This window comes from Clostridium sp. NSJ-49 (assembly GCF_014287725.1).
In the GTDB taxonomy this organism is placed as follows: domain Bacteria; phylum Bacillota; class Clostridia; order Clostridiales; family Clostridiaceae; genus Clostridium; species Clostridium disporicum_B.
On the sequence record NZ_JACOOP010000049.1, the window covers coordinates 1 to 26,833 of the forward strand.

Consider the following 26,833-nt stretch of genomic DNA (forward strand, 5'->3'; position numbering starts at 1 on the left):
TGTTAATAAAAAGGAAGATAAGATTTGTTCTCTAAGCAAGCTTAAACGAGCTAGTTAGCTCTTTAACAACCTAATATTTTACATTTTATTATCCTCATAGGGATAGTCTGCCCTTTTTTAGGTCACTTTATTACTAATAATCCTAATTTTCCTATTTTTTCATCTCTAATTAATATTCACTTTTTAAAAGATCAATTATGCTCATCTCTACTTTACGTTAATAGCTTATCCAAATTTTTAAGTTGTATTTTATTAAATTAAAGGAAAAGGTGGCAAAATAACGACTTAGTGGTAAAATAGAGATGATTTATAATTTAAAATTTTATATGAGGTGTTTTATGAGTAAATATAAAATAATAATGACTGGTGGGGGAACTGCAGGACATGTAACTCCAAACTTAGCATTGATTCCTGAACTGAAGAAGAGAGGGTTTGATATAAAATACATAGGAAGTATAGATGGAATAGAAAAAGAAATAATTGGAGATGCTAATATTCCATATTTCCCAATTTCAAGCGGAAAATTAAGACGCTATTTTGATATGAAGAATTTTTCAGATCCTTTTAAAGTTATAAAAGGTATTTACCAGGCTAAAAGAATTCTTGATAAAGAAAAGCCAGATGTAGTTTTCTCAAAAGGTGGGTTTGTTGCCGTACCAGTAGTTATAGCTGCATCTATGAAAAAGATACCTGTTGTTTCTCATGAATCAGACTTAACGCCAGGATTAGCAAATAAACTTTCAGCTCCTTTCTGTAATAAGCTTTGTGTTACATTTAGAGAAAGTTTAGATTATGTAAAAGATGGTAAAGGTGTTTTAACAGGAACTCCTATAAGAAATGAAATACTTCAAGGTAGCAAAATAAGAGGAAAAGAAATTTGTGGATTTAAGGATGATAAAGATATTCTGCTTGTAATTGGTGGAAGTTTAGGTGCTAAAAGTATAAATGATGAAGTAAGAAGAGATTTAAGTAAGATTTTATTAGATTTTAATGTTATTCATATATGTGGAAAAGGGAATTTAGATGAAAGCTTAAACTCTATAAATGGTTATAAACAGTTTGAGTACGTAAAGGAAGACTTACCACATCTTCTTCAAGCGGCAGATTTTATAATATCTAGAGCTGGAGCAAATGTTATTTTTGAGCTATTAGCATTAAAGAAACCAACACTTTTAATACCTCTTTCTAAGAAAACAAGTAGAGGAGATCAAATTCTAAATGCGAATTCTTTTGAAAAAGAAGGTTACTCTTTAGTTTTAGATGAAGATGAAATGATGGAAAAACATAATTTAATTGATAAATTAACAGATTTGAAGAATAATAAAAATAAACTTATTACCTCTATGCAAAATAGTAAGGTAAAAAATGGTGTTGATGAAATAATAAGTATTATTTTGAAAAGTATTAATTAAAAACGTATAACAAATTTAGTAATACACGAAAATATTACATTTGATAACTTGAAAAAAAATTCAGCTGTTATATAATAAAAGATGGAGTGTAAAAATAGGAAGTATTTTAGAAAAATAAGAGGTGCTAGTATATGAAGAAAGTTTCAATTATTTATTGGAGCAATGGCGGAAACGTTGAGCTTTTAGCTAACTGCATAGCAGAAGGTATTAAAGGTGATATAGAAATAAATTTAAAACACGTTAATGATGCTTCAGAAGAAGATGTTATAACAGCTGATGCTGTTGCTATGGGGAGCCCGGCAATGGTGGAGGATGAGATAGAACAATTAGAAATGAAACCCTTCATAGATAAGTTATCTAGTATTAGATTTAATAATAAGCCTTTAGTGTTATTTGGTTCTTGTGGATGGAGAGACGATAAGTTTATACATAACTGGGAAGCTATTATGAATGATTATGGGTTTGAAACTATAGGGAAAGTAGTTTGTAAAGAGTCTCTTACAGAAAAGGATGTAGAGTTAGCTAAAACTTTAGGCGAAGAAATATCAAAATTATTATTATAATTAAAACCTTATTAGAGAAATCTCTAATGAGTTTTTATATATAACACTTAAAAGTACTTTAAAATGGTTTTTATGATATTATATGATATCATATAATAAATTTTATTGATTATTTTTAGATGGAAAGAGAGGTAGACACAATGAGAAAAATGAAAACTATGGATGGTAATACTGCTGCAGCTCATATATCATACGCATTTACTGAAGTGGCAGCAATATTCCCAATCACACCATCATCACCAATGGCTGAACACGTTGATGAATGGGCTTCTCAAGGAAGAAAAAATATTTTTGGCCAACCTGTACACGTAATGGAAATGCAATCTGAAGCAGGTGCTGCAGGTGCAGTACACGGTTCATTACAAGCTGGAGCTTATACAACTACTTACACAGCTTCACAAGGGTTATTATTAATGATCCCTAACATGTATAAGATTGCTGGTGAAAGATTACCAGGAGTTATTCATGTTTCTGCTAGAGCTTTAGCAACATCTTCATTAAGCATCTTCGGTGACCACCAAGACGTAATGGCTGCAAGACAAACTGGTTTTGCAATGTTAGCTGAAGGATCAGTACAAGAAGTTATGGACTTATCTGCAGTTGCTCACTTAGCAGCTATAAAGAGCAGAATTCCATTCATGAACTTCTTTGATGGATTTAGAACTTCTCACGAAATTCAAAAAATAGAAGTTTTAGAAACAGAAGAATTAGCTGAATTAGTAGACTGGAATTCAGTAGAAGAATTCAGAAAAGGAGCTTTAAATCCAAATCATCCAGTAACAAGAGGTACTGCTCAAAACCCAGATATCTACTTCCAAACTAGAGAAGCTGTTAACAGATTCTATGATGATGTTCCAGAAGTAGTAGAAAGCTATATGGCTGAAATTACTAAATTAACTGGAAGAGAATATCACTGTTTCGATTACTATGGAGCACCAGATGCTGATAGAGTTATCGTTGCAATGGGATCAGTTACAGATGTAGTTGAAGAAACAATCGACTACTTAAATGGTAGAGGAGAAAAGGTTGGGGTTGTTAAAGTAAGACTTTACAGACCATTCTCAATAGAAAGATTATTAAAGGCTATTCCATCTACAGTTAAGAAGATAGCTGTATTAGATAGAACTAAGGAACCAGGATCAATTGGTGAACCTTTATACTTAGACGTTGTATCAGCATTCTCAGGAAAAGCAAATGCTCCACAAATCGTAGGAGGAAGATTCGGATTAGGATCAAAAGATCCAAACCCATCTCACATTGCTGCTGTATATGCTAACCTTACTAAGGAAGAGCCAAAGAACGGCTTCACTATAGGTATAGTAGACGACGTAACTAATACTTCATTAGAAGTAACTGAAGATATCGATGCTACTCCAGCAGGAACAAAAGCATGTAAGTTCTGGGGATTAGGATCAGATGGTACAGTTGGTGCTAATAAGAGTGCTATCAAAATTATCGGAGATAAGACTGATATGTATGCTCAAGCATACTTCTCATATGACTCTAAGAAGTCAGGTGGTATAACAGTATCTCACTTAAGATTTGGTAAATCTCCAATTAAGTCACCTTACTTAATAGATAAAGCTGATTTCGTAGCTTGTCACAACCAATCATATGTTTATAAATACAATGTTTTAGAAGGATTAAAGAAGAACGGTAAGTTCTTATTAAATACTATCTGGACACCAGAAGAATTAAATGAAAAATTACCAGCAAGCATGAAGAGATTCTTAGCTGAAAACAACATTGAATTCTATACATTAAATGCTGTTAAGATAGCTCAAGAAATCGGTCTTGGTGGAAGAATCAACATGATAATGCAAGCTGCATTCTTTAAGATAGCTCACATCATTCCAGTAGAAGATGCAATCAAGTACTTAAAAGAAGCTGTTGTAACTTCATACGGTAAGAAGGGTGAAAAAGTTGTTAACATGAACAACGCTGCTATCGATATGGGTGTAGAATCTATCGTTAAGGTAGAAGTTCCAGCTGACTGGAAAGATGCTGTTGATGCTGAAGTTGAAACTACTAAAGATGTTCCAGCATTCATCAAAGAAATAGTTGAACCAATCAATAGACAAGAAGGATTCTCACTTCCAGTATCTACTTTCGTAGACCACAATATGGAAGATGGTACTTTCATGGCTGGTACTGCAGCTTATGAAAAGAGAGGAATAGCTATAAATGTTCCTGAATGGCAACCAGATAAGTGTATACAATGTAACCAATGTGCATATGTATGTCCACATGCTACAATCAGACCATTCTTAATAAATGAAGAAGAAAAGAACAATGCTCCAGAATCTATGAAGATAGTTGCTGCTAGAGCATTAAAGACTGAAGAACCAATGTCATACAGCATCGGTGTATCACCACTTGACTGTACTGGATGTGGAAACTGTGCTCAAGTATGTCCAGCTCCAGGTAAGGCATTAATTATGAAACCAGCAGATACTCAACACGATCAAATCGCTGCTTGGGATTACGCTGTAGAAGAAGTTTCAGCTAAGAAGAACCCAATGAACAAGAACACAGTTAAGGGAAGCCAATTTGAGCAACCATTATTCGAGTTCTCAGGTGCTTGTGCTGGTTGTGGAGAAACTCCATATGCTAAGTTAGTAACTCAATTATTCGGTGATAGAATGATGATAGCTAACGCTACTGGATGTTCATCAATTTGGGGTGGATCAGCTCCTTCAACTCCATACACAGTTAACCATAACGGACATGGTCCAGCTTGGGCTAACTCATTATTCGAAGACAATGCTGAATTCGGATTAGGTATGTTCTTAGGAGTTAAGACAATAAGAGAAAGAATTGCTAGCAATATAGCTAAGCTTATTGAAACTGAAGAATTATCAGAAGATGTTAAAGCAGTATTAAATGACTGGTTAGAACACAGAGAAAGCGGAGAAGGTACTAGAGATAGAGCTAATAACCTTACAGCTGCTCTTGAATCTATAAATTCTGAATTAGCTAACACTATATTAAAAGACAAAGAATTCTTCGTTTCTAGATCTCAATGGATCTTCGGAGGAGACGGTTGGGCTTACGATATAGGATACGGTGGATTAGATCACGTATTAGCATCAGGAGAAAACGTAAATGTATTAGTATTTGATACAGAAATTTACTCAAATACTGGTGGTCAATCTTCTAAATCTACACCAACTGCTGCAATCGCTAAGTTTGCTGCTTCTGGTAAGAGAACTAAGAAGAAAGACTTAGGTATGATGGCTATGTCTTATGGTTATGTATATGTTGCTCAAATTTCAATGGGTGCAGATAAGAACCAAACATTAAAAGCTATAGCTGAAGCTGAAGCTTATGATGGACCATCATTAATCATAGCTTACGCTCCATGTATAAGCCATGGTATTAAATCTGGTATGGCTAATTCACAAGATGAAGCTAAGAAAGCTGTTGATTCAGGATACTGGGCTCTATACAGATACAACCCAGCATTAAAGGGAACTAAGAACCCATTCTCATTAGATTCTAAGGAGCCAAAAGCAGACTTCAGAGAATTCTTAATGGGAGAAGTTAGATATGCTGCATTAGCTAAAGCATTCCCAGAACAAGCAGAAGCTTTATTCCAAAAGACTGAAGAAGATGCTAAAGAAAGATTAAACAACTACAAGAGACTTGCTGCTCAAGAGTAGTTATAAATAAAAAGAGACCGAAAGGTCTCTTTTTTAGTTGAAGATTGACATAAATATATAATTTGCGTAAAATATTAATATTAAATTTTAAAGTTTTACTTTTATTTTCCTATAAATAAGGGTACAATGATAAGGACTACTTAAATATAAGGAGGAGTTAAGATGGATAACGAATTAAATAAATGTGGATGCGGTGAAAGCTGCGGATGCGATCATGATCACAACAATGAAGGTTGTGGAGAAGGCTGTGGATGTGGAGAACACGAACATGAGCATATGGTTGTAGACCTAGAAGACGATAATGGAAATGTTATTTCTTGTCCTATAATTGATGCATTTGAATACGAAGGTGAAGAGTATGTTTTAGCTCAAGATCCAGAAGGTGATTCAATATACTTATTTAGAGCTACTGAATCAGGAGAATTAGTAGTTCCAGATGAAGCTGAATTCGATAAAGTTGCTGATTACTATAGCAACGTTTTAGCTGAAGAAGAATAATAAAAAAAGTGCCTTGGGCACTTTTTTTATTATAATTTTATTTAAATATCTATAGTAATTTACAATCTATTCAGCTAGTGATATATTTATTAATAAGGAAAAATAGATAAGAATTTCACTTGAGGAAAAGGTGGATAAAATGAAATCAGTAGATTTACATATACATTCATGCTATTCTGATGGAATATACACACCAGAACAAATAGCAAAGACGGCAAAGGAAAAAGGAATTAAATGCATTTCTATAACTGACCACGATTCAATAGCAGCTCAATATATTGTAAATACAGAATATAATAATAAAGACTTAAAAATAATACCAGGAATAGAATTAAGTACAGAATATAAAGAAATGGAATTACATATACTTGGATATTTTATAGATATAGAAAACAATAACTTAAAATGTTTAGTAGATAATCTGAATAAACAGAGGTTAAAAAGAGTAGAGAAAATACTTTATAATTTAAAAGGATATGATATAAATATACAATTAGATGATTTAGGTGTAGATTTAAATTCTACAATAGGTAGAAGCCATATAGCTAATGCAATGGTTAAAAAGGGCTATTTTGATAATTATAAAACAGCATTTAAAAGTTATTTAATTAAAGGTAAACCAGGGTATGTTAAGGGTTTTAAATTAACTTATAGAGAAGCTTTAGATATAATTATGGAAAGTGGAGGAGTACCAGTTTTAGCACATCCAGGACAAATTTATAAGAAGATAGAAGTAGAAAATATTATAAAAGAATTAAAGTGCTTTGGATTAAGTGGAGTGGAGGTATATCATCCAAGTCATTCTGCGATAGATACAAATAAATTTTTTAATATGGCGAAAAAATATAAATTATCAATTACTGGAGGAAGCGATTTTCATGGAAGAGCAAACTTTGATGAACAATCTATAGGTAGTTGTGGAATAAATGATATATTATTAAATAAATTTATAAAAATAGATAATAATTGGGGGAAATATGGAGCTATCGACAAAAGCAAGAAAAATAGAACAATCTGTAACTTTAATGATAACAGCAAAGGCTAAAGAACTAAGAGCAAAAGGAATTGATGTAGTGAGTTTCGCTGCAGGTGAGCCAGATTTTAATACACCTAAAAATATTATAAATGCAGCAAAAGAAGCAATGGATAATGGAAATACTAAATATACTCAAACTAGTGGAATAATAGAATTAAGAAAAGCTATATGTAAAAAGCTAAAAGACGATAATGGACTTTTATATGATGATTCACAAATAGTTGTTTCTACAGGGGCTAAACAATCTTTAGCAAATACTTTTATGGCAATATTAAACCCAGGAGATGAAGTTATAATACCAGTTCCTTATTGGGTTAGCTATCCTGAACTAATCAAATTAGCTGATGGAAAGCCTGTATTTGTAAATACTGGAGAAGAAAATGATTATAAATATAATGTAGAAGCTTTAGAAAAGGTTATAACTAGCAAAAGCAAGGCTATTATATTAAATAATCCTAATAATCCTACAGGAACTATTTATACAAAAACAGAATTAGAAGCTATAAGTGAATTTGCTAAAAAATATGATTTAATGATTATTTCTGATGAAATATATGAGAAATTAACTTATGATGGAAATAAGCATGTTAGTATAGCATCGTTAAGTGAAGACGCGAAATCTAGAACTATTGTAATTAATGGATTCTCTAAAACTTATTCTATGACTGGATGGAGAATCGGGTATACAGCATCTTCAACAGAAATTGCTAAGATTATGACAAATATTCAAAGCCATATGACATCAAATACATGCTCTATAACTCAATATGCGGCTCTAGAAGCGTTAAATGGGCCACAAGAAGATATTTATCATATGATAGAGGAATTTGAGCGTAGAAGAGATTATATGTATAAAGAATTGTGTAATATAGAGTGTATAAAACCAATAAGGCCACAAGGTGCTTTTTATATTATGATTAATGTAGAAGAGACAATTGGGAAAGCAATTAATGGAGAAACTATAAAAAGTTCATTAGATTTTGCTAGATTATTATTAGATAATGAAAATGTTGCAGTAATACCAGGAGAAGCTTTTGGATTAGATAATTATATTAGAGTATCATATGCAACATCTATGGAAGCAATTGAAAAAGGAATTAATAGAATAAGAGAATTTATAAGTAAGTTGAAATAAAGTGCGAAGCACTTTGGTGAAAGGTTTGATTTCGTCAAAGGGGAAAAGTCAGCTAAAGCTGAGGAGAAAATATTGCCTAGGGCAATAGGGAAAAGATCTCTAATGAGATAAAATGATTTTCTCTGCTACTTATAGTAGCATTTTCCCCTTAACGTAGTTAACTTTTCCCAGCTACGTAGTAGCCTTTCACTTCGACAAAGTCGACTTTTCACTTGCGAGCCTTAGATCGCACTTTATTTAATGTTGGAGGATAAGATGGAGAAAGTTAAATTAGCTTTATTTGATATAGATTATACTATAACTAGAAAAGAAACACTTATGGAGTTTTATAAGTATATAGTGTCTAAAGATATAAAAAATATTAAGTTTTTGCCAAGAGCTTTATATTCAGGACTTATGTATGGAATTAAAGTTTATGATGAAAAGAAAGTTAAAGAATGTTTCTTAAAATTTATAGAGAATATAGAGGAGAAGGATTTAGCTATATTGACTAAAAAGTTTTATGATGAAAGATTAAGTAAAATTCTTTATAAAGATGCACTAGATATGATGCATAAATTAAAAAGTGAAGGATATATGGTTATATTAATATCTGCATCACCAGAATTTTATATAAAGGAATTTTATGCTATAGATGATGTAGATTTTATTATAGGTACTCGATTTACTTTTGAAAATGGAAAGTTTGTTAGAAAAATGAGCGGCAATAATTGCAAAAGAGATGAAAAAGTGAGTAGATTGAAAGCATATCTTAAGGAAAATAATATAGAAGCAGATTATGAAAATTCTTATATGTTCTCTGATTCATTATCTGATTTACCTCTTTTAGAGTTAGTTGGTAAGCCATATCTTATAAATTATAATAAGAATCATAATATAGAGGTTTTAAGATGGAAGTAAAAGGAGAGAGTTTAATGAAGGTAGAAGCTATAAATAAGTTCTATCTAAAAGATGGAAAGATTTGCGAAGTAAAAGACTTTGTAGATGATAATAGTGATAAAGGAAATATTATTTATGAAGTTTTTAGAATAGAAGGTGGGACCCCTATTTTTCTAAAGGATCATACAGAAAGGTTACAGAGATCTTTTTCGCTTTTAAATTTAGAAATGCCATTTTCTATTGAAGAGTTTAGAAATAATATTGCGAAAGTTATAAAGGCTAATGATTATGTTCTTGGAAATATGAAGATGACTTATAATATTTTAAGCAAAGAGTTAAAGATATTCTATATACCTCATAAGTATCCATCAGAAAAAGATTATGCAGATGGAGTTAAAACAATTCTTTATCATGGAGAAAGAGAAAATCCAAATATAAAGATAGTTAACAAAAGCTTTAGAGAATTAATAAATGAAGAGTTAGCTAAGCAAAATGCATATGAAGCTATATTAGTTGACAGAAATGGTGATATAACAGAAGGTAGTAGATCTAATATCTTTTTTATAAAAGATAAAAAGCTTATAACAGCACCAGGGCAGGCTGTTCTTTTAGGAGTAACAAGAGCAAAGGTTATGTTAATTGCTAAAGATTTAAAAATTGACGTTATAGAGAGAACTGTAAAAGAAAGTGAAATAAAAGATATGGATGCAATGTTTATTTCAGGGTCATTAGCTAAGGTTCTTCCAATAGCTTATGTTGATGATATGAAAAAAGATGCACATAATGAAATATTAAGAAATATAATAGATAGATATAATTATATGGTAGATGAATGTATAAAAGAAAATAAAGAATAAAAAATCCAGCAAGAGCTGGATTTTTTTATTAAGCTGAAGTTATTGTGTTTGTTATTGGTGGTACAACTTGTTTCTTTCTTGAAAGAACTCCTGGAAGGAAAGCACCGTTATCTTTTAATGTAACATTAAATGCTTTTTCAACTATTTCAGGTTGTTCACCAGCAACTAATATTTCAGAACCTTCGTTAAGTATATCTGTTAATAAAAGCATAACCATATCTAAGTTAGCTTCTTTTGCTTTAGTTTCCATGTACTGAAGCATTTCTTCTTTTAAAGGCATAAATCCTTCGATATCCATAGTGTTAACTTGAGCTATTCCAACTCTAGTACCTTCTATAGTGAATGGTTTATAATCTTGGTTAAAGATTTGAGCTACGGTCTTACCTTTTAGTGAAGTACCAGCTTTAAACATTTCTTTAGCGAATTCTTCTACATTAATTCCTGCTATTTCTGCAAGCTTTCTGCAAATATATTCATCAGATGGAGTACAAGTTGGGCTTCTGAATAATAATGTGTCAGAAATTATTGCTCCACATAATAAACCAGCAGCCTTCTTAGAAGGTCTTAATCCATTTTCAAAGAAGCATTTAGCAACTATTGAAGAAGTACTTCCAACTGGCTCATTTCTGAAGTATATAGGATTACTTGTTTGAATATCAGCAACTCTGTGGTGGTCTATTATTTCGATTACTTCAGCATCTTCTAAACCATCAACAGATTGACCTCTTTCATTGTGGTCCACTTGAATAACTTTTTTCTTATGATTTGAAATTAAGTGATATCTAGATACTGTTCCTAAAACTTTTCCGTTAGAATCTGTTACAGGGTAGCTTCTAAATCTAGTTTCAATCATAATTGGTTTTATATCATCTACTAAGTCATCAGTTGTGAAAGTAACTAAGTTATCTTTAACCATAACATATCCAACTGGTATACTTTGGATTATTAATCTTGAAGTTGTAAATGAGTCATAGTTAGTAAGGATGACAGTTACACCGTGTTCTTTAGCTAAATTAACTATATTTTCAGATGGAGCATGAGCACCAGTTATTATTAATAAAGAAACATTAAGTTTAATTAAAGCTTCTTGAACTTCTTCTCTGTCACCAACTATTGCGATATCTCCAGCATCAATATGATCAACCATGCTATTAGGTTGCATAGCTGTAACAACTATTTTACCAGGGAAAGTTTTTGTATTTTGGTTAACATAGATAGCTTTAGATGAAAGTGTATCTAAGATATTGTCTAAAGACGTATTACTTTTAGCTAATATTTGATTATCCCATATATCCATATAACATGATGTAAGGTTTGAAACTGCAAGTACACCTAATAAGTGTTCATTTTCATCAGCTACTGGAATAGTTTTTATATTCTTGTCACTCATTATTTTCCAAGCCATCTTTAAAGATATTTCAGGTGAAATTGGAGTGATGTAATCAAATTGTAAGTCTTCTACTTTTAACTTAACAGTATTTAAATATTTTGGAGCTTCTGCTTTGAAATAATCTAAAATAAATTGAGTTTCTTGGTTTGGATTACCAAGCCTACAAGCTACTGCAGGAATGTTTCCTGTCTTGTTTTTAAACTCAGCATAAGCATAAGCTGCGCAGATTGAGTCTGAGTCTGGGTTTTTATGACCAGTTACATAAATTAAATCTTTCAACTTTTTTTCCTCCTTAAGTTTAAAATGCATTCTAAGCATATAGTAATATTCTATATATTTAATTACAATTTGTAAATGAAAAAATAGACATCTCTTATTCATATATTACATAAACATTAATATATATATAGAAGAGTTCTAATGAAGGAGGATAAAATGTGATACAGGAAAGAGAATTTACTAGAGGATTATCTACAAGAGAAGCAGAAAAAAGACAAATGACTTATGGATTAAATGAACTTAAACATAATAAGAAAAAGTCACCATTTTTAATTTTTTTATCTCAATTTAATGACTTTATTACCTGGGTTCTAATAGGAGCTACAATTATATCAGGTATTATGGGAGATGTAGCAGATGCTATTACTATTTTAATTATAGTATTTGTAAATGCAATATTAGGATTTGTACAAGAATTTAAGACTGAGAAATCTTTAGAAGCTCTTCAGGAGTTAGCTGCACCTACTTGTAAAGTTGTTAGAGATGGAGCTATAAAGGTTATAAATTCAAAGGAATTAACAATTGGTGATTTAGTAGTACTAGAAGCAGGAGATAGGATTCCAGCAGATGGTAACTTTATAGATTGTCAAAATGTAATGGTAGATGAATCATTATTAACAGGAGAATCTGTAGGAGTTAGTAAAGATGCTGAGCTAGATGTAGGGAAAAATGGGGATAAAAATAGATGTAAAGGCTTTATGGGAACTATAATATTAAAGGGAAGAGGTCTATTACTAGTTGATGCTATAGGAATGAAGACTGAAATGGGGAAAATAGCAAATCTTCTTGATAATATTGAAGAAGAAAAATCACCTTTGAAAATAAGGCTAGATTCTTTAGGAAAGATTCTTGTTGCTATATGTTTAGTTATATGTTTTATAGTAACTGTTCTAGGGATAATTAGAGGTAATGATATTACAGAAATGTTCCTACTTGGAGTATCATTAGCAGTTGCGGCAATACCAGAAGGTTTAGCAGCTATAGTTACTGTTGCATTAGCATTAGGTGTTAATAGAATGCTTAAGAGAAATGCTTTAGTTAGAAAGCTGCCAGCAGTTGAAACTTTAGGATGTACATCCGTAATTTGTTCAGATAAGACAGGAACATTAACTCAAAATAGAATGACTGTAAAAGAACTTTTGGTTAATGGCAAGATATATGAAGTGGATAAAGGAATGCCAGAGAATTGTGAGATGTTAAAAAAAGCTTTTGTATATTGTAATGATACAAATTACGATTACTCTAAAAAAGATATGGAAAAAGCTCTTATGGGAGATCCTACAGAGACAGCTTTGATTAAAGTGTTCTTTAAAAATGCAAAGGATATAAAAAATTTTGTTTCAGGTGGAATAAGAACATTTGAAATACCATTTGATTCTAATAGAAAGATGATGAGTGTAATTATTCAAGAGCATAATAAAGAAGTTTGTTATATGAAAGGTGCACCAGAAAGAGTTCTTGAGAGATGCTCTAGTATATTAGAAAATGGGAAGGTTAGACCTTTAACACCTCAAAAGAAGAAGCAGATATATAACTATATTGAAGCTATGTCTAACAGAGCTTTAAGATGTATTGCAGCAGCATATAGGGATGAAGCTGTAGTGAAGAGTGATATGGTAGAAAATGATTTAATTTTCTTAGGGGTAGCAGGTAGTATTGACCCACCAAGATTGGAAGTAAGGGATGCGGTATTAAAATGTAAGATGGCAGGAATTAAACCTGTAATGATTACAGGAGACCATAAAAATACTGCATTAGCAATAGCAAAAAGTATAAATATTTGTACTAGCGATGACCAAGCTTTAACAGGAGAACAACTTGAAAAGATGTCTGATAAGGAATTAGTTGAAAAGGTGGCTAAAGTTAGGGTATTTGCTAGAGTATCACCTAATCATAAGTTAAGAATAGTAAAAGCTTTTAAGAAAACAGGAAATATTGTTGCCATGACTGGTGATGGTGTTAATGATGCACCAGCTATAAAAGAAGCTGATATCGGAGTTGCTATGGGTATTTCAGGAACTGATGTAACTAAGGAAGCAGCATCTATGGTTCTTATTGATGATAATTTTGCAACAATTGTATCAGCTGTAGAAGAAGGAAGAATAATATATGATAATATAAGAAAGTTCATAAGATACTTATTATCTTGTAACTTAGGAGAAGTCCTTACAATGTTCTTAGCATCATTATTTTATTTGCCAAATCCATTAACACCTATACAAATTCTTTTTGTAAATTTAGCTACAGATGGTCTTCCAGCTATTGCGTTAGGAGTAGACCCTGCAGATAAAGATATAATGAGGCAACAGCCAAGAGAAAAAGATGAAAATATTTTTGCTAGAGGATTGTGGGAAAAAATAGTAGTTAGAGGATGCTTAATTGGAGTATGTACATTATTAGCATTTATGGTAGGTAGATTTTATAGATTAGATTTAGCAACATGTAGAACAATAGCTTTATGTACATTAGTAATGTCACAATTATTCCATGTTTTTGAATGTAGATCAGAAAGACATTCAATATTTGAAATTAAGTTGTTTACTAATCCATATTTAGTTGGAGCAGTATCAGTATCAATAATCATGATATGTAGTATACTATATATTCCTTTCTTAAGTGGAATATTTAATACTGTACCACTAAGATTGAAAGAGTGGACATTAGTATTATTCTTCTCAGGAAGTATTTTCTTAATAAATAGTATTTACTTATTGATTAAGTCTAAAAAATCAAATTAAAAAGTCAGCTTAGCTGGCTTTTTATTCTATTTATAAACATATATATAATTAATAGTTAAATATTTTTTAATTCTAAGTAGGAATATTGCAGCGATAGGAATATTATGGTAATATTTGATGGGGGATTTAAAGTTATATAAGATATCATTTAGATTATAATATATACTAAAATTTTATGAGGAAAGAAGGGGTTATAGTGAATAAAATTATACTTATGACAGATTCATGTTGTGACTTGCCTTATGATTTTACAGAGGATAATAATTTAGTAGTTATTCCACTAATGTTAACATTAGGAGATAGGACTATAGCTGATGACTTAGGAAAAACTTTAAAATATGAAGATTTTTATAAAGCTGTTAGAAGTGGAGAGATGCCAAAAACAGCACAAGCAAATGTTTATGAATTTGAACAAGAATTTGAAAAACATATTAAAAATGGAGATAAGATAATTTATATAGGTTTTTCATCTGCATTAAGTGGAACTTATAATAGCGCTAATGTTGCGATGGAATCTTTAAAAGAAAAATATAGTGATGCTGATATATCAGTAATAGATAGCAAGAGTGCATCTATGGGGTTAGGCCTTTTAGTATATTATGCAAACAAGATGATTAAAGAAGGAAAAAGTAAAGATGAAATAGTAAAATGGGTAGAAGAAAATAAACTTAAAGTTGTTCATTGGTTTACAGTAGAGGATTTAAATTATTTATATAGAGGTGGAAGAGTATCTAAAGCAACAGCAACAGTTGGGTCTTTATTGAGTATAAAACCTGTTATGCATGTAGATAATGAAGGAAGATTAACACCAGTAGAAAAAGCTAGAGGAAGAAAAAAATCATTAAGCGCATTAGCAAACAAGTTAATCGAAGAGATAGTAAATCCGGAAGAACAAATTGTTTTTATAAGTCATGGTGACTGTATAGAAGATGTAGAGTATGTAAAAGAAAAAATTTTAGAAAAAGTAAAGGTTAAGGAAATTGTTGTTAATCATGTGGGGCCAGTTATAGGGTCGCATTCAGGACCTGGAACTGTAGCAATTTTTTATTTTGCAAAAGGAAGAGAATAAGGAATTGGATAGATTTGTCTTTGACAAGTCTATTTTTTTATAGGAAAATTTTATATAAAAAAACATTAAGAATTTAATGTATAAAATAAGTGAATAATAAAAGGAGGGAGTGATAATATGGATATTTATTTTGATAATAGTGCTACTACAAAGCCTTATAAAGAGGTTATAAAGGCTGTAGCTGATGGGATGAGGGAGTATTTTGGTAATCCATCATCACTTCATAAGATAGGTATTAAGTGTGAAAAAAGATTAACTCAATGTAGGGAATATATTTCATCGACAATAAAGTGTGATAAAGATGAGATATATTTTACTTCAGGTGGAAGTGAAGGAAATAATTTTATTTTAAAAGGATTATTAAAGCCAGGGCATCATTTTATAACAACTTCTTTTGAACATGGTTCAATAATGAATACATGTAAAGAATTAGAAGACAAAGGTGTTAAAATTACATATTTAGATGTTGACCAATATGGAAACATATCTTTAGAGGATTTAGAAGAAGCAATAACTAAAGATACGGTATTAGTTTCAATAATGTATGTTAATAATGAGATGGGTGCTACCCAGAACATTGAGGAGATAGGAAAACTTATAAAAGAAAAATCAAATAGAGCAAGATTACATGTTGATGCTGTTCAAGCTTATGGAAAGTTTGATATTGATGTAAAAAAGATGAATATAGACTTTTTAACAGTTGCAGGACATAAAATTCATGGGCCAAAGGGAGTTGGATTTTGTTATATTAAAAAAGGTATAGTATTAAATCCATTAGTTTCTGGAGGTGAACAGGAAAAAGGGTTAAGAGCCGGAACCGTTGATTTACCAAGCATAATAGGATTAGAAAAGGCTGCTCAAATAACATTTGCTCATAAAGATGAGACTTATAAAAAGGTTTATGAGTTAAAAAAATATATGATAGAAAGACTTAAAGAAATAGAGGATATAAGAATAAATAGTCCTTTAGAAGGAAATTTCTCTCCATATATTCTAAATGTATCTTTTAGAGGTGTAAGATCAGAAGTATTATTACATTTGCTAGAAGATCAAAATATTTATGTAGCAACTGGTTCAGCTTGTAGTTCAAAAGTAAGTATGTCAAAAGGGAGCTATGTTATTAAGGCATTAGGACTTAATGCTAAAGAGATAGAAAGTGCTATAAGATTTTCATTTAGTTATGAAAATACAAAAGAAGAAGTGGATAAAACTATTGAAGTTTTAAAAGGATCACTTATGTTTTTAAGGAGAGTTAGAAGATGAATAAATTAATATTAGTTAAGTATGCACCAGAGATATTTTTAAAAGGTCTAAATAGAGGTAAATTTGAAAGACAACTAATGAATAATATCAAAAAGAGATTAGATGATATTGAGTATGAAATAGTTGTGGATCAAGGAAGATACTTTATAAAGGCTCAAGATGTTGAAGCTGCGGTAGAAAGAGTTAGAAAAGTATTTGGGGTTGTCGAAGTTTGCTTAGTAACTGAAGTTAAAAGAGATTTAACTGTTATAAAAGAAGAAGTTTTTAAAATGGTTAACGAAATAAAACCAAGAACATTTAAGATTGAGACTAATAGAGCAAACAAGAAATTTCCATTAAACTCTATAGAAACATCAAGAGATGTTGGAGGATATGTATTACATCACTACGGAGAAGGATTAGAAGTTGATGTTAAAAATCCAGAATGTCTAGTAAATATTGAAATAAGAGAAAAAGGAGCATATATATTTACAAGCAAAGATAAGATAAAAGCTGTTGGTGGATTACCATATGGAATAAATGGTAGTACTATGCTTATGCTTTCAGGTGGAATAGACTCACCGGTAGCAGGGTATTTAATGGCAAGAAGAGGTGTAGCATTAAACTGTGTTTACTATCATAGCCATCCATATACATCTGAAAGAGCAAAAGATAAAGTTAAAGAACTAGCTAGAATTTTATCTGAATATGCAGAAAAGGTTAAATTATATATAGTTCCGTTTACTGAAATTCAAATGGCTATAATAAATGGTTGTAGAGAAGATGAGTTAACTATAATAATGAGAAGATTTATGATGAGAGTAGCATGTGAATTGGCTGAAAGAAATGGAATTCAATCAGTATCATCAGGTGAAAGTATAGGGCAAGTAGCTTCTCAAACTATGGAAGGATTAATAGTAAGCACAGATTGTGCTGATAGACCAGTATTCCGTCCATTAGTTACAATGGATAAAACTGAAATTATGGATATAGCTAGAGAAATAGGTACATATGAAACTTCAATTTTACCTTATGAAGATTGTTGTACAATATTTGTACCAAAGCATCCAAAAACAAAACCAAGATTAGAAGATATGAGAAGAGCAGAATCAGTATTAGATATAGAAGCTTTAGTTAATAAGGCTATAGAAGAAACAGAAATTGTTACTTATTAGAAGGAAAGTGCGAAGCACTTTGGGCAAAAGTTTGACTTCGTTAAAGTTCAAGAGGTCACTTTGTGACTACCAAGAGATTTACAATATCAAATAGTAATGACTTAGAATTTAAAAAGCCTTTGGACATTTACGAAGTAAATATATTGGACTGCCGTAGGCAATCTTGGACTCGACGAAGTCGACTTTTGGACTACGCATTTAATGCACAATTAAAAAAAGGAACTGCAGTTGCAGTTCCTTTTTTACTATCTTGTTCTCATTTTCGTAGCTTGTTGTCTAGCCTTCTTTATTTGAGCGTGATCAAATGGATGTAGGTCTTTTTTAGTAGTTAAGTTAGCTATATTAGAAATAAGTACTGTATCAGCTTCAGCTTTACCTTTTTCCCCTTTGATTCCCATAATAATTACTTTGTGACCTTGATTAACATCGATAAAAGTTGGCTTTTTAAACCATTTATTCATTTTATATTGACATTTAACTACTTGTTTTCCTGCTTCAGGTTTAACAACTAGATATACTCTTATTTTATTGAAAATTCCTAGAATACTCTTAGTTTCAGTTTTCACTGATAAAATAGTACCAGAAACGCTAGTCATTCTATCCCCATATTTTTGCATGTATGCATCTGAATAATATTTACCTAATTTATCTTTGAAACCCATTTCAAAAACTCCTTTTATTAAAAAATTCTACTACCAGTAACTACATTATAACATAGGAAACATAATTATAAAATAATAAATGTTTATATTTGTATACACATTTATTATTTTAATTTGATAATGAACGTTTATATTCTATTATTCCGTTATATAATGCTTCGGCACAAGCTAATTGACCAGGTTTAGATTTAAGATAATATTCATCTTGAAAATTACTAATAAAGCCTAATTCCACTAAAGCGGAAGTCGCAGTAGTTTTTTCAAGAACAGCTAATGCATCATCTTTATCTTCATAGAATTTTAAACCACGATCAGTTGTATAGTTTAAATTAACTAATTTGTTTTGGAGATAAGAAGCAAAAGTTTCATTAGTTTTGAAGGAGGGATTATACCATGTTTCTACTCCTTTTGCATTTGTATCATTATAATTGCTATTACAATGAAGTGATATAAATAAATCAGCATTTGCTAAGTTTGAAATTTTAATTCTCTCTTTTAAGCTATCATTAGCACTTTCTAACCAAGGTAGAGAATCTGATGTTCTAGTATAAATGACCTTTATATCTTCTTCAACACTTAACAAATCTCCTAATTTTAACGCAATATTTAATACTATGTCTTTTTCTTGACATCCAGAGATACCTAATGTACCAGCATCCCAGTCACCGTGACCAGCATCTATACATATAACAAAATTTCTATTATCAGTGTTATCAACTTTTTGAATAGTAGTAATAAAATTACTTTCACTTTTAATAGAGAGAATCAGTGGAATCAAAATAAAAGAGAGTAAAATGGTGCTAGTAATTATTTGACGTCTTTTCTTACGTTTTTGAAGCATTTTTCTTCTGTAACCTAAATTAAAGTTTGATGGTTCCATAAGCACCTCTTATTTACAGTAGATATATAAATAGTATAACAATGTAAATAAATTATGTAAATATATGGAAAAATTAAGAGTAATGCAGATATGTTCATAAAAAGTAAAAAAAAAATTTTTTTTACTGGAACAATTTATAGGTATTTGTAGTCTAATGAGTGAAAATAAGAATAACATAAGAAGAAATGCAAAATATATAAATAAAAAAGTGCGTTTTTTGAAAATTGTTGTATTATTAAATTTTTAATATTTATTAACTAGAGAGGTGCTCAAAATGAAAAAGATATTAGTAAGTTTATTAGTAGCAGCTATGGTAGGTGCTACATTAACAGGATGTGGATCAAAGGCTGAAGGTAATGGAACTCAAGTAGAACAAGGATCATCAGTATCGGCTGCAGACATAGTAGAACAATTAAAAGAATATATGCCAATGCCTATGGAACCAACAGAAGAGGAAGCTAAAGATATTTATCATTTAAATTTAGATGATGTAGAGAGTTATGGAATAGCTTTAACTGGAAGAAGTCCAGGAGTTGGATTTGCTATGGTTGTTAAAGCTAAAGATGGTAAAGTAGATGCTGTTAAAGCTTCAGTAGATAAAGTTTTAGAAGATAGAATAGGAGAAGCTTTTTATCCAGATGAAAAAGATGTTGCTGAAAAAGCAAAAGTTGAAGTTGATGGAAACTTTGTTTCATTATTAATATTTTATGATGATGTAGCAGCTGAAGCAACTCAAGTTTATAAAGATGCAATTAAGTAATTAATTAAAAAACTAAAGGGGCTGATAATCAGCTCCTTATTTTTATTAATAGATTGTAAATGGAGAAAGTACAATGGTTTTTAGTAGTATTTTATTTATTTTTAGATTTTTACCTTTAGCTTTAGGAATATATTATTTAACACCTAAAAAATATAAGAATTTTATCTTGCTTATATTAAGTTTAATTTTTTATTCCTGGGGAGAAGCAAAATATTTCGTAATAATGATTTCATCAATAATAGTAGATTATTTTGTGAGTAGAGGAATTGAAAAATATCAAGAAAAGAAAAGTATTAAAATAGGACTCTTATGTATTTCTATATGCTTTAATTTAGGAATGTTATTTTTCTTTAAATACTTTAACTTTTTTATTGATAATATAAATTCAATCTTAGGATTAACTTTAAATCATGTAAAGATTACGTTACCTTTAGGAATTAGTTTTTATACATTTCAAACTATGTCTTATACTATAGATGTTTTCAGAGGAAAGGTTAGTGCAGAGAAAAATATAATTTCTTTTGGGGCATTTGTATGTCTGTTCCCACAACTTATAGCAGGGCCTATAGTAAAATATACAGATATCAACAAAGAACTAAAAGAAAGAAAGATGAATGCAAATCAAATAGAGGATGGCATAGAGTTATTTATATTAGGCTTAGGGAGAAAAGTATTAATAGCTAATAATATAGGAATGCTTTGGACTGAAGTTGAAGGATTAGGATTTTCTAATATATCATCTATTTTAGCTTGGCTTGGGGTTATAGCTTTTGCTTTTCAAATATATTTTGATTTTAGTGGATACTCTCTAATGGCAATTGGATTAGGGAAAATGTTAGGATTTAATTTTCCTCAGAATTTTAACAATCCATATATATCAAGAAGTATAACTGAGTTTTGGAGAAGATGGCATATAACTTTAGGATCTTGGTTTAGGGAATATGTTTATATACCTTTAGGGGGAAATAGAGTTAATAAAGGTAGGCTTGTATTTAATTTATTTATAGTATGGTTTTTAACTGGATTTTGGCATGGGGCAAGTTATAATTTTATAATGTGGGGAATCTATTTCTTTATTCTTATAGGAATTGAAAAGCTAGGTTTATTAAAATTTTTAGAAAATCACAAAATATTTTCTCATATATATTCAATATTCTTTATATTGATAGGTTGGGCGTTATTTGCAGTAACAGATTTAAGTCAGCTTAAGATTTTATTTGAAAGATTATTCAATATGAATGGGGGAATAGATTGGATTTATTATATAAGAAATTATGGAGTTACATTAATTGTAGCAACTTTATTTTCAACACCTATAATTGAAATAACTTACAGAAGAGTTGTTAAAAGTAAGTTGATAAATACATTAATTTTAATGGGGATTTTTATAATATCCATTGCTTACTTAGTAGATGCTACTTATAATCCCTTCTTATATTTTAGATTTTAGGTGGTGATATGATGAAAAGAAATTATTTATTATATAGTTTTTTTATAGTTTTAGCTTTATTGAGCATATTAGATATAATTAAGCCTGATAAGACTTTTTCTGATTTAGAAAATAGAAATTTAAAACAAAAAGTGAAATTTACTGTGGAGGGATTTTGGGATAATAGTTTTCAACAAAACTATGAAAGCTATATTAATGATCAATTCATATTTAGAGATGGATGGATTGATATAAAATCAAGAAGTGAATTTTGTTTAGGTAAAATTGAAAATAACGGAATTATATATGGTGATAATGAATATTTATTTGAAAAATACTCTAACTTTGAGAAGAGTAGATTTTTAAATAATATAGAGGCCATAAATATTTTTAAAAACAATATTTCATCAAATATATCGCTTATGATAGTACCTAATTCTTATGAAATATATAAAGAGTTGGTACCTAAAGCAGCACCGTTAGTTCCTCAAGAAGAGAATATAGATTACATATATGATAATGTATTAGAAACAAATAATATTAAATTATTTGATGTTATGACAGAAAATAAAGATAAGTATATTTACTATAGAACGGATCACCATTGGACTGCCTATGGAGCATATTTAGCTTATAAAGAGTTTATTGAAAGTATAGGGGAAAAACCTATAGAATTAAATCAAGAAGACTTTGTAGAAGTAGATGATTTTTATGGAACGTATTTTTCTAAAGCTAAGCCTTTTAATGTAAAGCCAGATATTTTTAGCTATTTAGATTTAAGTGGAGTAACCATGAATATTTCAGGGGAAGAGTTTGATTCTATTTATGATTATTCTCAGTTAGAGTTAAGAGATAAATATGCTTTATTTTTAAGAGGAAACAATCCTTTAACTATTATAAAAAATACTAATTTACAAAATGGTAAAAAGATAGTTGTCATTAAAGACTCATACGCTAATTCTTTAGTACCTTACCTAACTCAAAATTATGAAGAGATACATGTTATTGATTTAAGAACTTTTAAAGAACAAGTAGGACAATATGTAGATGAAAATGATATAAAAGATGTGTTAATATTATATAATTTTATTAATTTTACTAGAGATGTAAATATAATTAGGTTAAAATATTAGAGGTATCAAAAGATACCTCTTTTTGTTATTATAATATGTTTTCTTGAAATATGAACAAAGATAAGTATATATATATAAACTAATATTGTATAAAATTTTTAAGTATAAGTGGAAAAGTTATTATGTATAAACGAGGAGATTTTCATATTCATTCTACTGCCTCAGATGGAGCGTTAAAACCAGAAGAGATAGTATTGTTTGCAAAAAAGAGAAATTTAGATATTATATCATTAACAGATCATAATACAGTTGCTGGAGTCGAGGCAGCAGTAAAATGTGGTAAAACACATGGTATTAAAGTGATACCAGCATTAGAACTATCGACTAGATATAAGGGAATTAGAATTCATATCTTAGGATATTTCAATTGTGATATTTATCAAAATGAATTATTTATAGATACAATAAATAATATTAAAAAAGGAAATATATCATATATAAAAAATCGTTTCAAAGATATACTTACATTAAATAGAGGTAGTAAAAAAATATCTATTGAAGATGGAATAAAGATACTTAAGTATTTTAATGCAGTTGTAGTATTAGCTCATCCGGTTTTATTACCAAGAAATATTTTTAGTGAAGTAGTCGTTATGGATTTTGATGGGCTTGAATCAAAGTATTTTGCAAATACGGAAGAGGATACTGAGTACTTTATTGAAATAGCTAATAAAAGAAATATGATATATACAGCTGGATCTGATTATCACAATGGATATGATTATTATAGAGCACATGGGTGTATTGGTGATGTATTTTTAGAAGAAGAAGAAATCAAAAGATTTTTAGAGAGGTTATATAGCAAATGAGAAGAAAGTAGGGATATAGTGAAATATATTTACAATTTAGCATTTAAAATGGCTTTAAGTGCAACTATAGCTTTGGTTATAGGAGAAGCACTTGGATTTAAATATTCCACTGTAGCTGCAGTTATAGCTATTTTAGGAATTCAAGATACAAGAAGAAAAGCTTTAATAGTGGGGAGAAATAGAGCTATTGCCTGCATAATTGGACAAATACTATCTTTAATTATTTATGGAATATTAGGCAATGGAGCTATAAGTTTTGGAATATTTTTATTAATATTGATACCGATAACTTCTAGATTTAACATACAAGAAGGTATGATAGCATCGGTTGTATTATCTACTCATTTATTAGTAGCAGATAAAATAGACTTAAATCTAATAATAAATGAATTTGGAATTATGATAATAGGTATAGGGGTATCATCAATAGCCAATCTGTTCATGCCTGCATTAGAGGATGAATTTAGAAAAGATAAGATATGGATAGAAGAAAAATATAAAGTTATATTATTAAAAATGTCTAAGTCCTTATTAACTCAAACCGTAGATATAGATGAGCAAAAAATAATGGATGATATAGAGAAAAATTTAATTAGTAGCAATATTACTGCATATAAAATTGTAAATAATAATTTCTTTAAAAGTTCATCATACTATACTGATTATATTGCTATGAGAAGGAATCAATTTGATACTATCAAAAAGATGAGAAAAAATTTTGAGAGATTTAGTATGCCAGTTGATCAAATGAAAAACATGTCTATATTTTTAAAAAGAGTTGCAGAAGATATTAGAGAAAATAATGACTGCAAAGAGTTATTATATGGATTAGAAAAGCTAAAGCTACAGTATAAAGAGATGGAACTTCCAAAAACAAGAGAAGAGTTTGAAAATAGAGCGCAATTATTAAATTTATTAAATGATATGGAAGATTTCTTAAATATAAAAAGAAACTTTGTTTTAAATAATAAAACAGAAAAGTAAGCTCTAAAATAATAAAAATGAAAAATATTATAGTGATAAGTTAAGAGTAACAAGTGGCAAGTTAATGAATAAATTCAGCTTAGGCTTAGTTTACAAAAGTTGAATTTAAAAGAAACTGCAAGTAGTTTCAACATTAACTTGTCACTTGTAATTTGTTACTTATCATTAAGAAAATGCTTTGCACTTCTTTACCATTGTCCAGGATACGCAATTAAATAAACTGACACATCTCTTCTTCCCCAATTCATACAATCATCATGAGAATTAAGATATAAGTCTATAATATTTCCTTGTATTGCACCACCCGTATCTTCAGCAACGGCGTAGCCATACCCATCTATATATAACAGTGATCCCAGTGGAATCACAGAAGGATCAACAGCTATGGTACTATATCCCCCTTCATTTCTTGTAGGTACTGTACCAGTAGCAGTTATACCATCTCCTGTATAGGCTGTACTTTCCATTATAAAATTACTTATATATCCAGAGTGATTATTTTCATCAGTAGTGTCACTACTATCAATATTTTTAACCGTAACATCAGTGTTAGAAACTTCCTCAACAACATCATTTGATGTTGGATTTTTTAAGATTTTATTTAACTTCTCGACATTATCTACATTTTCTTTAAATTCATTATATTTAAATTCGTGATTATTTATATCAACTGTTGTAGATAATGCATTTGCAAATGTCGGAAAAGAAGTTAGTGCTGATAGGGTAATAACGGTTAATGATACAAAAAGTTTTTTAAACAAAATTACACCTCCAAAAACTAGCTTGTGTCCATTGCGTATTTAGTATAAACATAGGCCTTAAAGCTTGTCAAATAGCCATGGATAAATATTGAAATGAATAATATTCCAAAAGTGATATTGGTTATATTATCCAATAGTTGCTTATGTAAGATGATTAAAAGGATTAAGAAGGATAAAACTTAAATATGTCAAGAAAAAAATAAGAGAAATATAATCCTGTATTTCCTGAAATTTTATCAATTGGTATGTTGAAAAATGCATAAAAATATACGAGCTTGTACAGATGTAGCACAAAAAAAATTGTTCAGCATATTTTATATTATAAATGAATGTCCAAAAGATAAAAAAATAGGTGTTTGTTAGGAGGAAAAGATGAATAAAGAACGTAGATATTATTACTATGAAGATGAAGATGATAATTCAGTAGAGGAGTATTCTAGTAATAGATGTGAAGAGAACGAATGTAATTCTAATAAATGTGATGAGTATGAAAAATGCTGTATTTGTAGAGGACCAAGAGGACCAAGAGGACCACAAGGGCCATGCGGACCAAGAGGACCACAAGGACCATGCGGACCAAGAGGACCACAAGGACCATGCGGACCAAGGGGACCAAAGGGAGAACCAGGACCATGTGGACCATGCGGACCATGCGGACAATGTGGACACTGCGGACCATGCGGACCAAAAGGACCAAAGGGAGATACAGGAGCAACAGGACCACAAGGACCATGCGGACCAAGAGGACCAAGAGGATTACAAGGACCACAAGGTGATATAGGACCAAGAGGACCACAAGGTATACAAGGACCTCAAGGTGAAGTGGGAGCACAAGGACCAACAGGAGCACAAGGACCAGTAGGAGCAACAGGACCACAAGGGCCAGCAGGAACAATTGGAGATTTTGGTATAGTTTATAGAACTGTAGATGATCCTAATATAGCTTTAGCTACTGGAGAGCATGTACCATTTACTACTGATGAAATAGTAGGAGATAATATAGTTCATCAAACTAATAGTAGAGATATATTATTAAAAGGTAATGCATCATATTTAGTTAAATATTCAGTATCTTTTACAGCAGAAAATAGATGTAGTTCTGAGGAAGGAAGAGATGTAGAATTTACTTTAACTTATGGAAACGGAGATAAAGTTGCAGCATCACAATTTGCGGCTTCAGTTTCAGAAGATATAAATTTAAATAATATAGCTAGTCATACTATAGTAAATTTATGTGAAGATAGAATTATAAGATTAACCAATTTAACAGAAGGAAGGTTGCCAATAAGAATTTATGCAGCAACTATTTCTATTGTTAGATTAAAATAAGACTACTAAAAGGGGGCTGTATCAAAAAAAATTTGATATTTGCCGATAAAGAAAAGGAAGTTCGAATTTGAACTTCCTTTTTTGCGCATAGTAATAATATGAAAAACTTCACAAAAAATGTGATTCCTATGCAACAAATAGGATTTGCATT

The 26,833-nt window shown here is 30.2% G+C and carries 21 protein-coding genes and 1 pseudogene; 18 read left to right on the forward strand and 4 right to left on the reverse strand.

Annotated elements, in window-relative coordinates; genetic code table 11:
* Positions 1–338: 338 nt before the first annotated feature.
* The 8 genes from H8S10_RS14380 (at position 339) to H8S10_RS14415 (ending at position 10,042) form a co-directional block, all read left to right on the forward strand.
* A complete protein-coding gene (locus H8S10_RS14380) occupies positions 339–1,412 on the forward strand; it encodes an undecaprenyldiphospho-muramoylpentapeptide beta-N-acetylglucosaminyltransferase (RefSeq protein WP_186839343.1) in 1,074 nt (357 codons plus the stop codon).
* A gap of 131 nt (positions 1,413–1,543) precedes the next feature.
* Positions 1,544–1,975 carry a flavodoxin domain-containing protein gene (locus H8S10_RS14385; RefSeq protein WP_055264089.1) on the forward strand — a complete coding sequence of 144 codons (432 nt, stop codon included), beginning with the start codon at positions 1,544–1,546 and terminating at the stop codon, positions 1,973–1,975.
* 140 nt (positions 1,976–2,115) lie between these two features.
* Positions 2,116–5,637 carry a pyruvate:ferredoxin (flavodoxin) oxidoreductase gene (nifJ, locus tag H8S10_RS14390; RefSeq protein WP_186839344.1) on the forward strand — a complete coding sequence of 1,174 codons (3,522 nt, stop codon included), beginning with the start codon at positions 2,116–2,118 and terminating at the stop codon, positions 5,635–5,637.
* Between the two features lie 162 nt (positions 5,638–5,799).
* A complete protein-coding gene (locus H8S10_RS14395; protein WP_055264093.1) occupies positions 5,800–6,135 on the forward strand; it encodes a DUF1292 domain-containing protein in 336 nt (111 codons plus the stop codon).
* A 139-nt stretch (positions 6,136–6,274) separates the two neighbouring features.
* The gene (locus H8S10_RS14400; protein WP_186839345.1) at positions 6,275–7,180 is read left to right on the forward strand and encodes a PHP domain-containing protein; all 906 of its coding nucleotides are present in this window, start codon (positions 6,275–6,277) and stop codon (positions 7,178–7,180) included.
* A complete protein-coding gene (locus H8S10_RS14405; protein ID WP_186839346.1) occupies positions 7,113–8,306 on the forward strand; it encodes a pyridoxal phosphate-dependent aminotransferase in 1,194 nt (397 codons plus the stop codon). The genes H8S10_RS14400 and H8S10_RS14405 overlap by 68 nt, the downstream gene beginning before the upstream one ends.
* Before the next feature lie 255 nt (positions 8,307–8,561).
* Positions 8,562–9,206 (forward strand): HAD-IB family hydrolase, encoded by a 645-nt coding sequence (locus tag H8S10_RS14410; RefSeq protein ID WP_055264099.1) that lies wholly within the window; start codon positions 8,562–8,564, stop codon positions 9,204–9,206.
* Positions 9,197–10,042, forward strand: a complete 846-nt coding sequence (locus tag H8S10_RS14415; RefSeq protein ID WP_242855866.1) for an aminotransferase class IV — start codon at positions 9,197–9,199, stop codon at positions 10,040–10,042. The genes H8S10_RS14410 and H8S10_RS14415 overlap by 10 nt, the downstream gene beginning before the upstream one ends.
* A 28-nt stretch (positions 10,043–10,070) precedes the next feature.
* On the opposite strand, the gene H8S10_RS14420 is transcribed toward H8S10_RS14415, so the two are convergent.
* Complete coding sequence (locus tag H8S10_RS14420; RefSeq protein WP_186839347.1) at positions 10,071–11,711, reverse strand: putative manganese-dependent inorganic diphosphatase; 1,641 nt, start codon at positions 11,709–11,711, stop codon at positions 10,071–10,073.
* A 158-nt stretch (positions 11,712–11,869) separates the two neighbouring features.
* Here H8S10_RS14420 and H8S10_RS14425 point away from each other — a divergent pair, with 158 nt between their 5' ends.
* The 4 genes from H8S10_RS14425 (at position 11,870) to thiI (ending at position 17,935) form a co-directional block, all read left to right on the forward strand.
* Complete coding sequence (locus tag H8S10_RS14425) at positions 11,870–14,449, forward strand: calcium-translocating P-type ATPase, SERCA-type (protein ID WP_055264103.1); 2,580 nt, start codon at positions 11,870–11,872, stop codon at positions 14,447–14,449.
* A 196-nt stretch (positions 14,450–14,645) separates the two neighbouring features.
* Positions 14,646–15,518 carry a DegV family protein gene (locus H8S10_RS14430; RefSeq protein WP_231071960.1) on the forward strand — a complete coding sequence of 291 codons (873 nt, stop codon included), beginning with the start codon at positions 14,646–14,648 and terminating at the stop codon, positions 15,516–15,518.
* 117 nt (positions 15,519–15,635) lie between these two features.
* Entirely contained in the window at positions 15,636–16,781 is a 1,146-nt protein-coding gene (locus H8S10_RS14435) for a cysteine desulfurase family protein (RefSeq protein ID WP_186839349.1), read from the forward strand.
* Entirely contained in the window at positions 16,778–17,935 is a 1,158-nt protein-coding gene (gene thiI / locus H8S10_RS14440) for a tRNA uracil 4-sulfurtransferase ThiI (protein WP_055264109.1), read from the forward strand. The genes H8S10_RS14435 and thiI overlap by 4 nt, the downstream gene beginning before the upstream one ends.
* 245 nt (positions 17,936–18,180) lie before the next feature.
* Here thiI and H8S10_RS14445 read toward each other — a convergent pair whose 3' ends face one another.
* Together H8S10_RS14445 and H8S10_RS14450 are read right to left on the reverse strand one after the other, a co-directional pair.
* Positions 18,181–18,597, reverse strand: a complete 417-nt coding sequence (locus H8S10_RS14445; protein ID WP_055264111.1) for a hypothetical protein — start codon at positions 18,595–18,597, stop codon at positions 18,181–18,183.
* A gap of 109 nt (positions 18,598–18,706) precedes the next feature.
* A complete protein-coding gene (locus H8S10_RS14450) occupies positions 18,707–19,477 on the reverse strand; it encodes an N-acetylmuramoyl-L-alanine amidase (RefSeq protein ID WP_055264113.1) in 771 nt (256 codons plus the stop codon).
* A 274-nt stretch (positions 19,478–19,751) separates the two neighbouring features.
* On the opposite strand from H8S10_RS14450, the gene H8S10_RS14455 reads away from it, so the two are divergent.
* From H8S10_RS14455 to H8S10_RS14475, 5 genes are all read left to right on the forward strand, one after another.
* Positions 19,752–20,237 carry a DUF4358 domain-containing protein gene (locus H8S10_RS14455; protein ID WP_186839350.1) on the forward strand — a complete coding sequence of 162 codons (486 nt, stop codon included), beginning with the start codon at positions 19,752–19,754 and terminating at the stop codon, positions 20,235–20,237.
* Between the two features lie 73 nt (positions 20,238–20,310).
* The gene (locus H8S10_RS14460) at positions 20,311–21,687 is read left to right on the forward strand and encodes an MBOAT family protein (protein WP_186839351.1); all 1,377 of its coding nucleotides are present in this window, start codon (positions 20,311–20,313) and stop codon (positions 21,685–21,687) included.
* Positions 21,688–21,695: 8 nt separating this feature from the next.
* Entirely contained in the window at positions 21,696–22,799 is a 1,104-nt protein-coding gene (locus tag H8S10_RS14465) for a DHHW family protein (protein ID WP_243175888.1), read from the forward strand.
* Between the two features lie 122 nt (positions 22,800–22,921).
* Positions 22,922–23,608 carry a PHP domain-containing protein gene (locus tag H8S10_RS14470; RefSeq protein WP_186839352.1) on the forward strand — a complete coding sequence of 229 codons (687 nt, stop codon included), beginning with the start codon at positions 22,922–22,924 and terminating at the stop codon, positions 23,606–23,608.
* 18 nt (positions 23,609–23,626) lie between these two features.
* Positions 23,627–24,592, forward strand: a complete 966-nt coding sequence (locus tag H8S10_RS14475) for an aromatic acid exporter family protein (RefSeq protein WP_186839353.1) — start codon at positions 23,627–23,629, stop codon at positions 24,590–24,592.
* Between the two features lie 188 nt (positions 24,593–24,780).
* Here the strand turns inward: H8S10_RS14475 and H8S10_RS14480 are convergent.
* A pseudogene (locus tag H8S10_RS14480) lies at positions 24,781–25,059 on the reverse strand (3D domain-containing protein); the annotation flags it as partial.
* A gap of 666 nt (positions 25,060–25,725) precedes the next feature.
* Here H8S10_RS14480 and H8S10_RS14485 point away from each other — a divergent pair.
* Entirely contained in the window at positions 25,726–26,682 is a 957-nt protein-coding gene (locus tag H8S10_RS14485; RefSeq protein ID WP_186839354.1) for a collagen-like protein, read from the forward strand.
* Positions 26,683–26,833 lie beyond the last annotated feature (151 nt).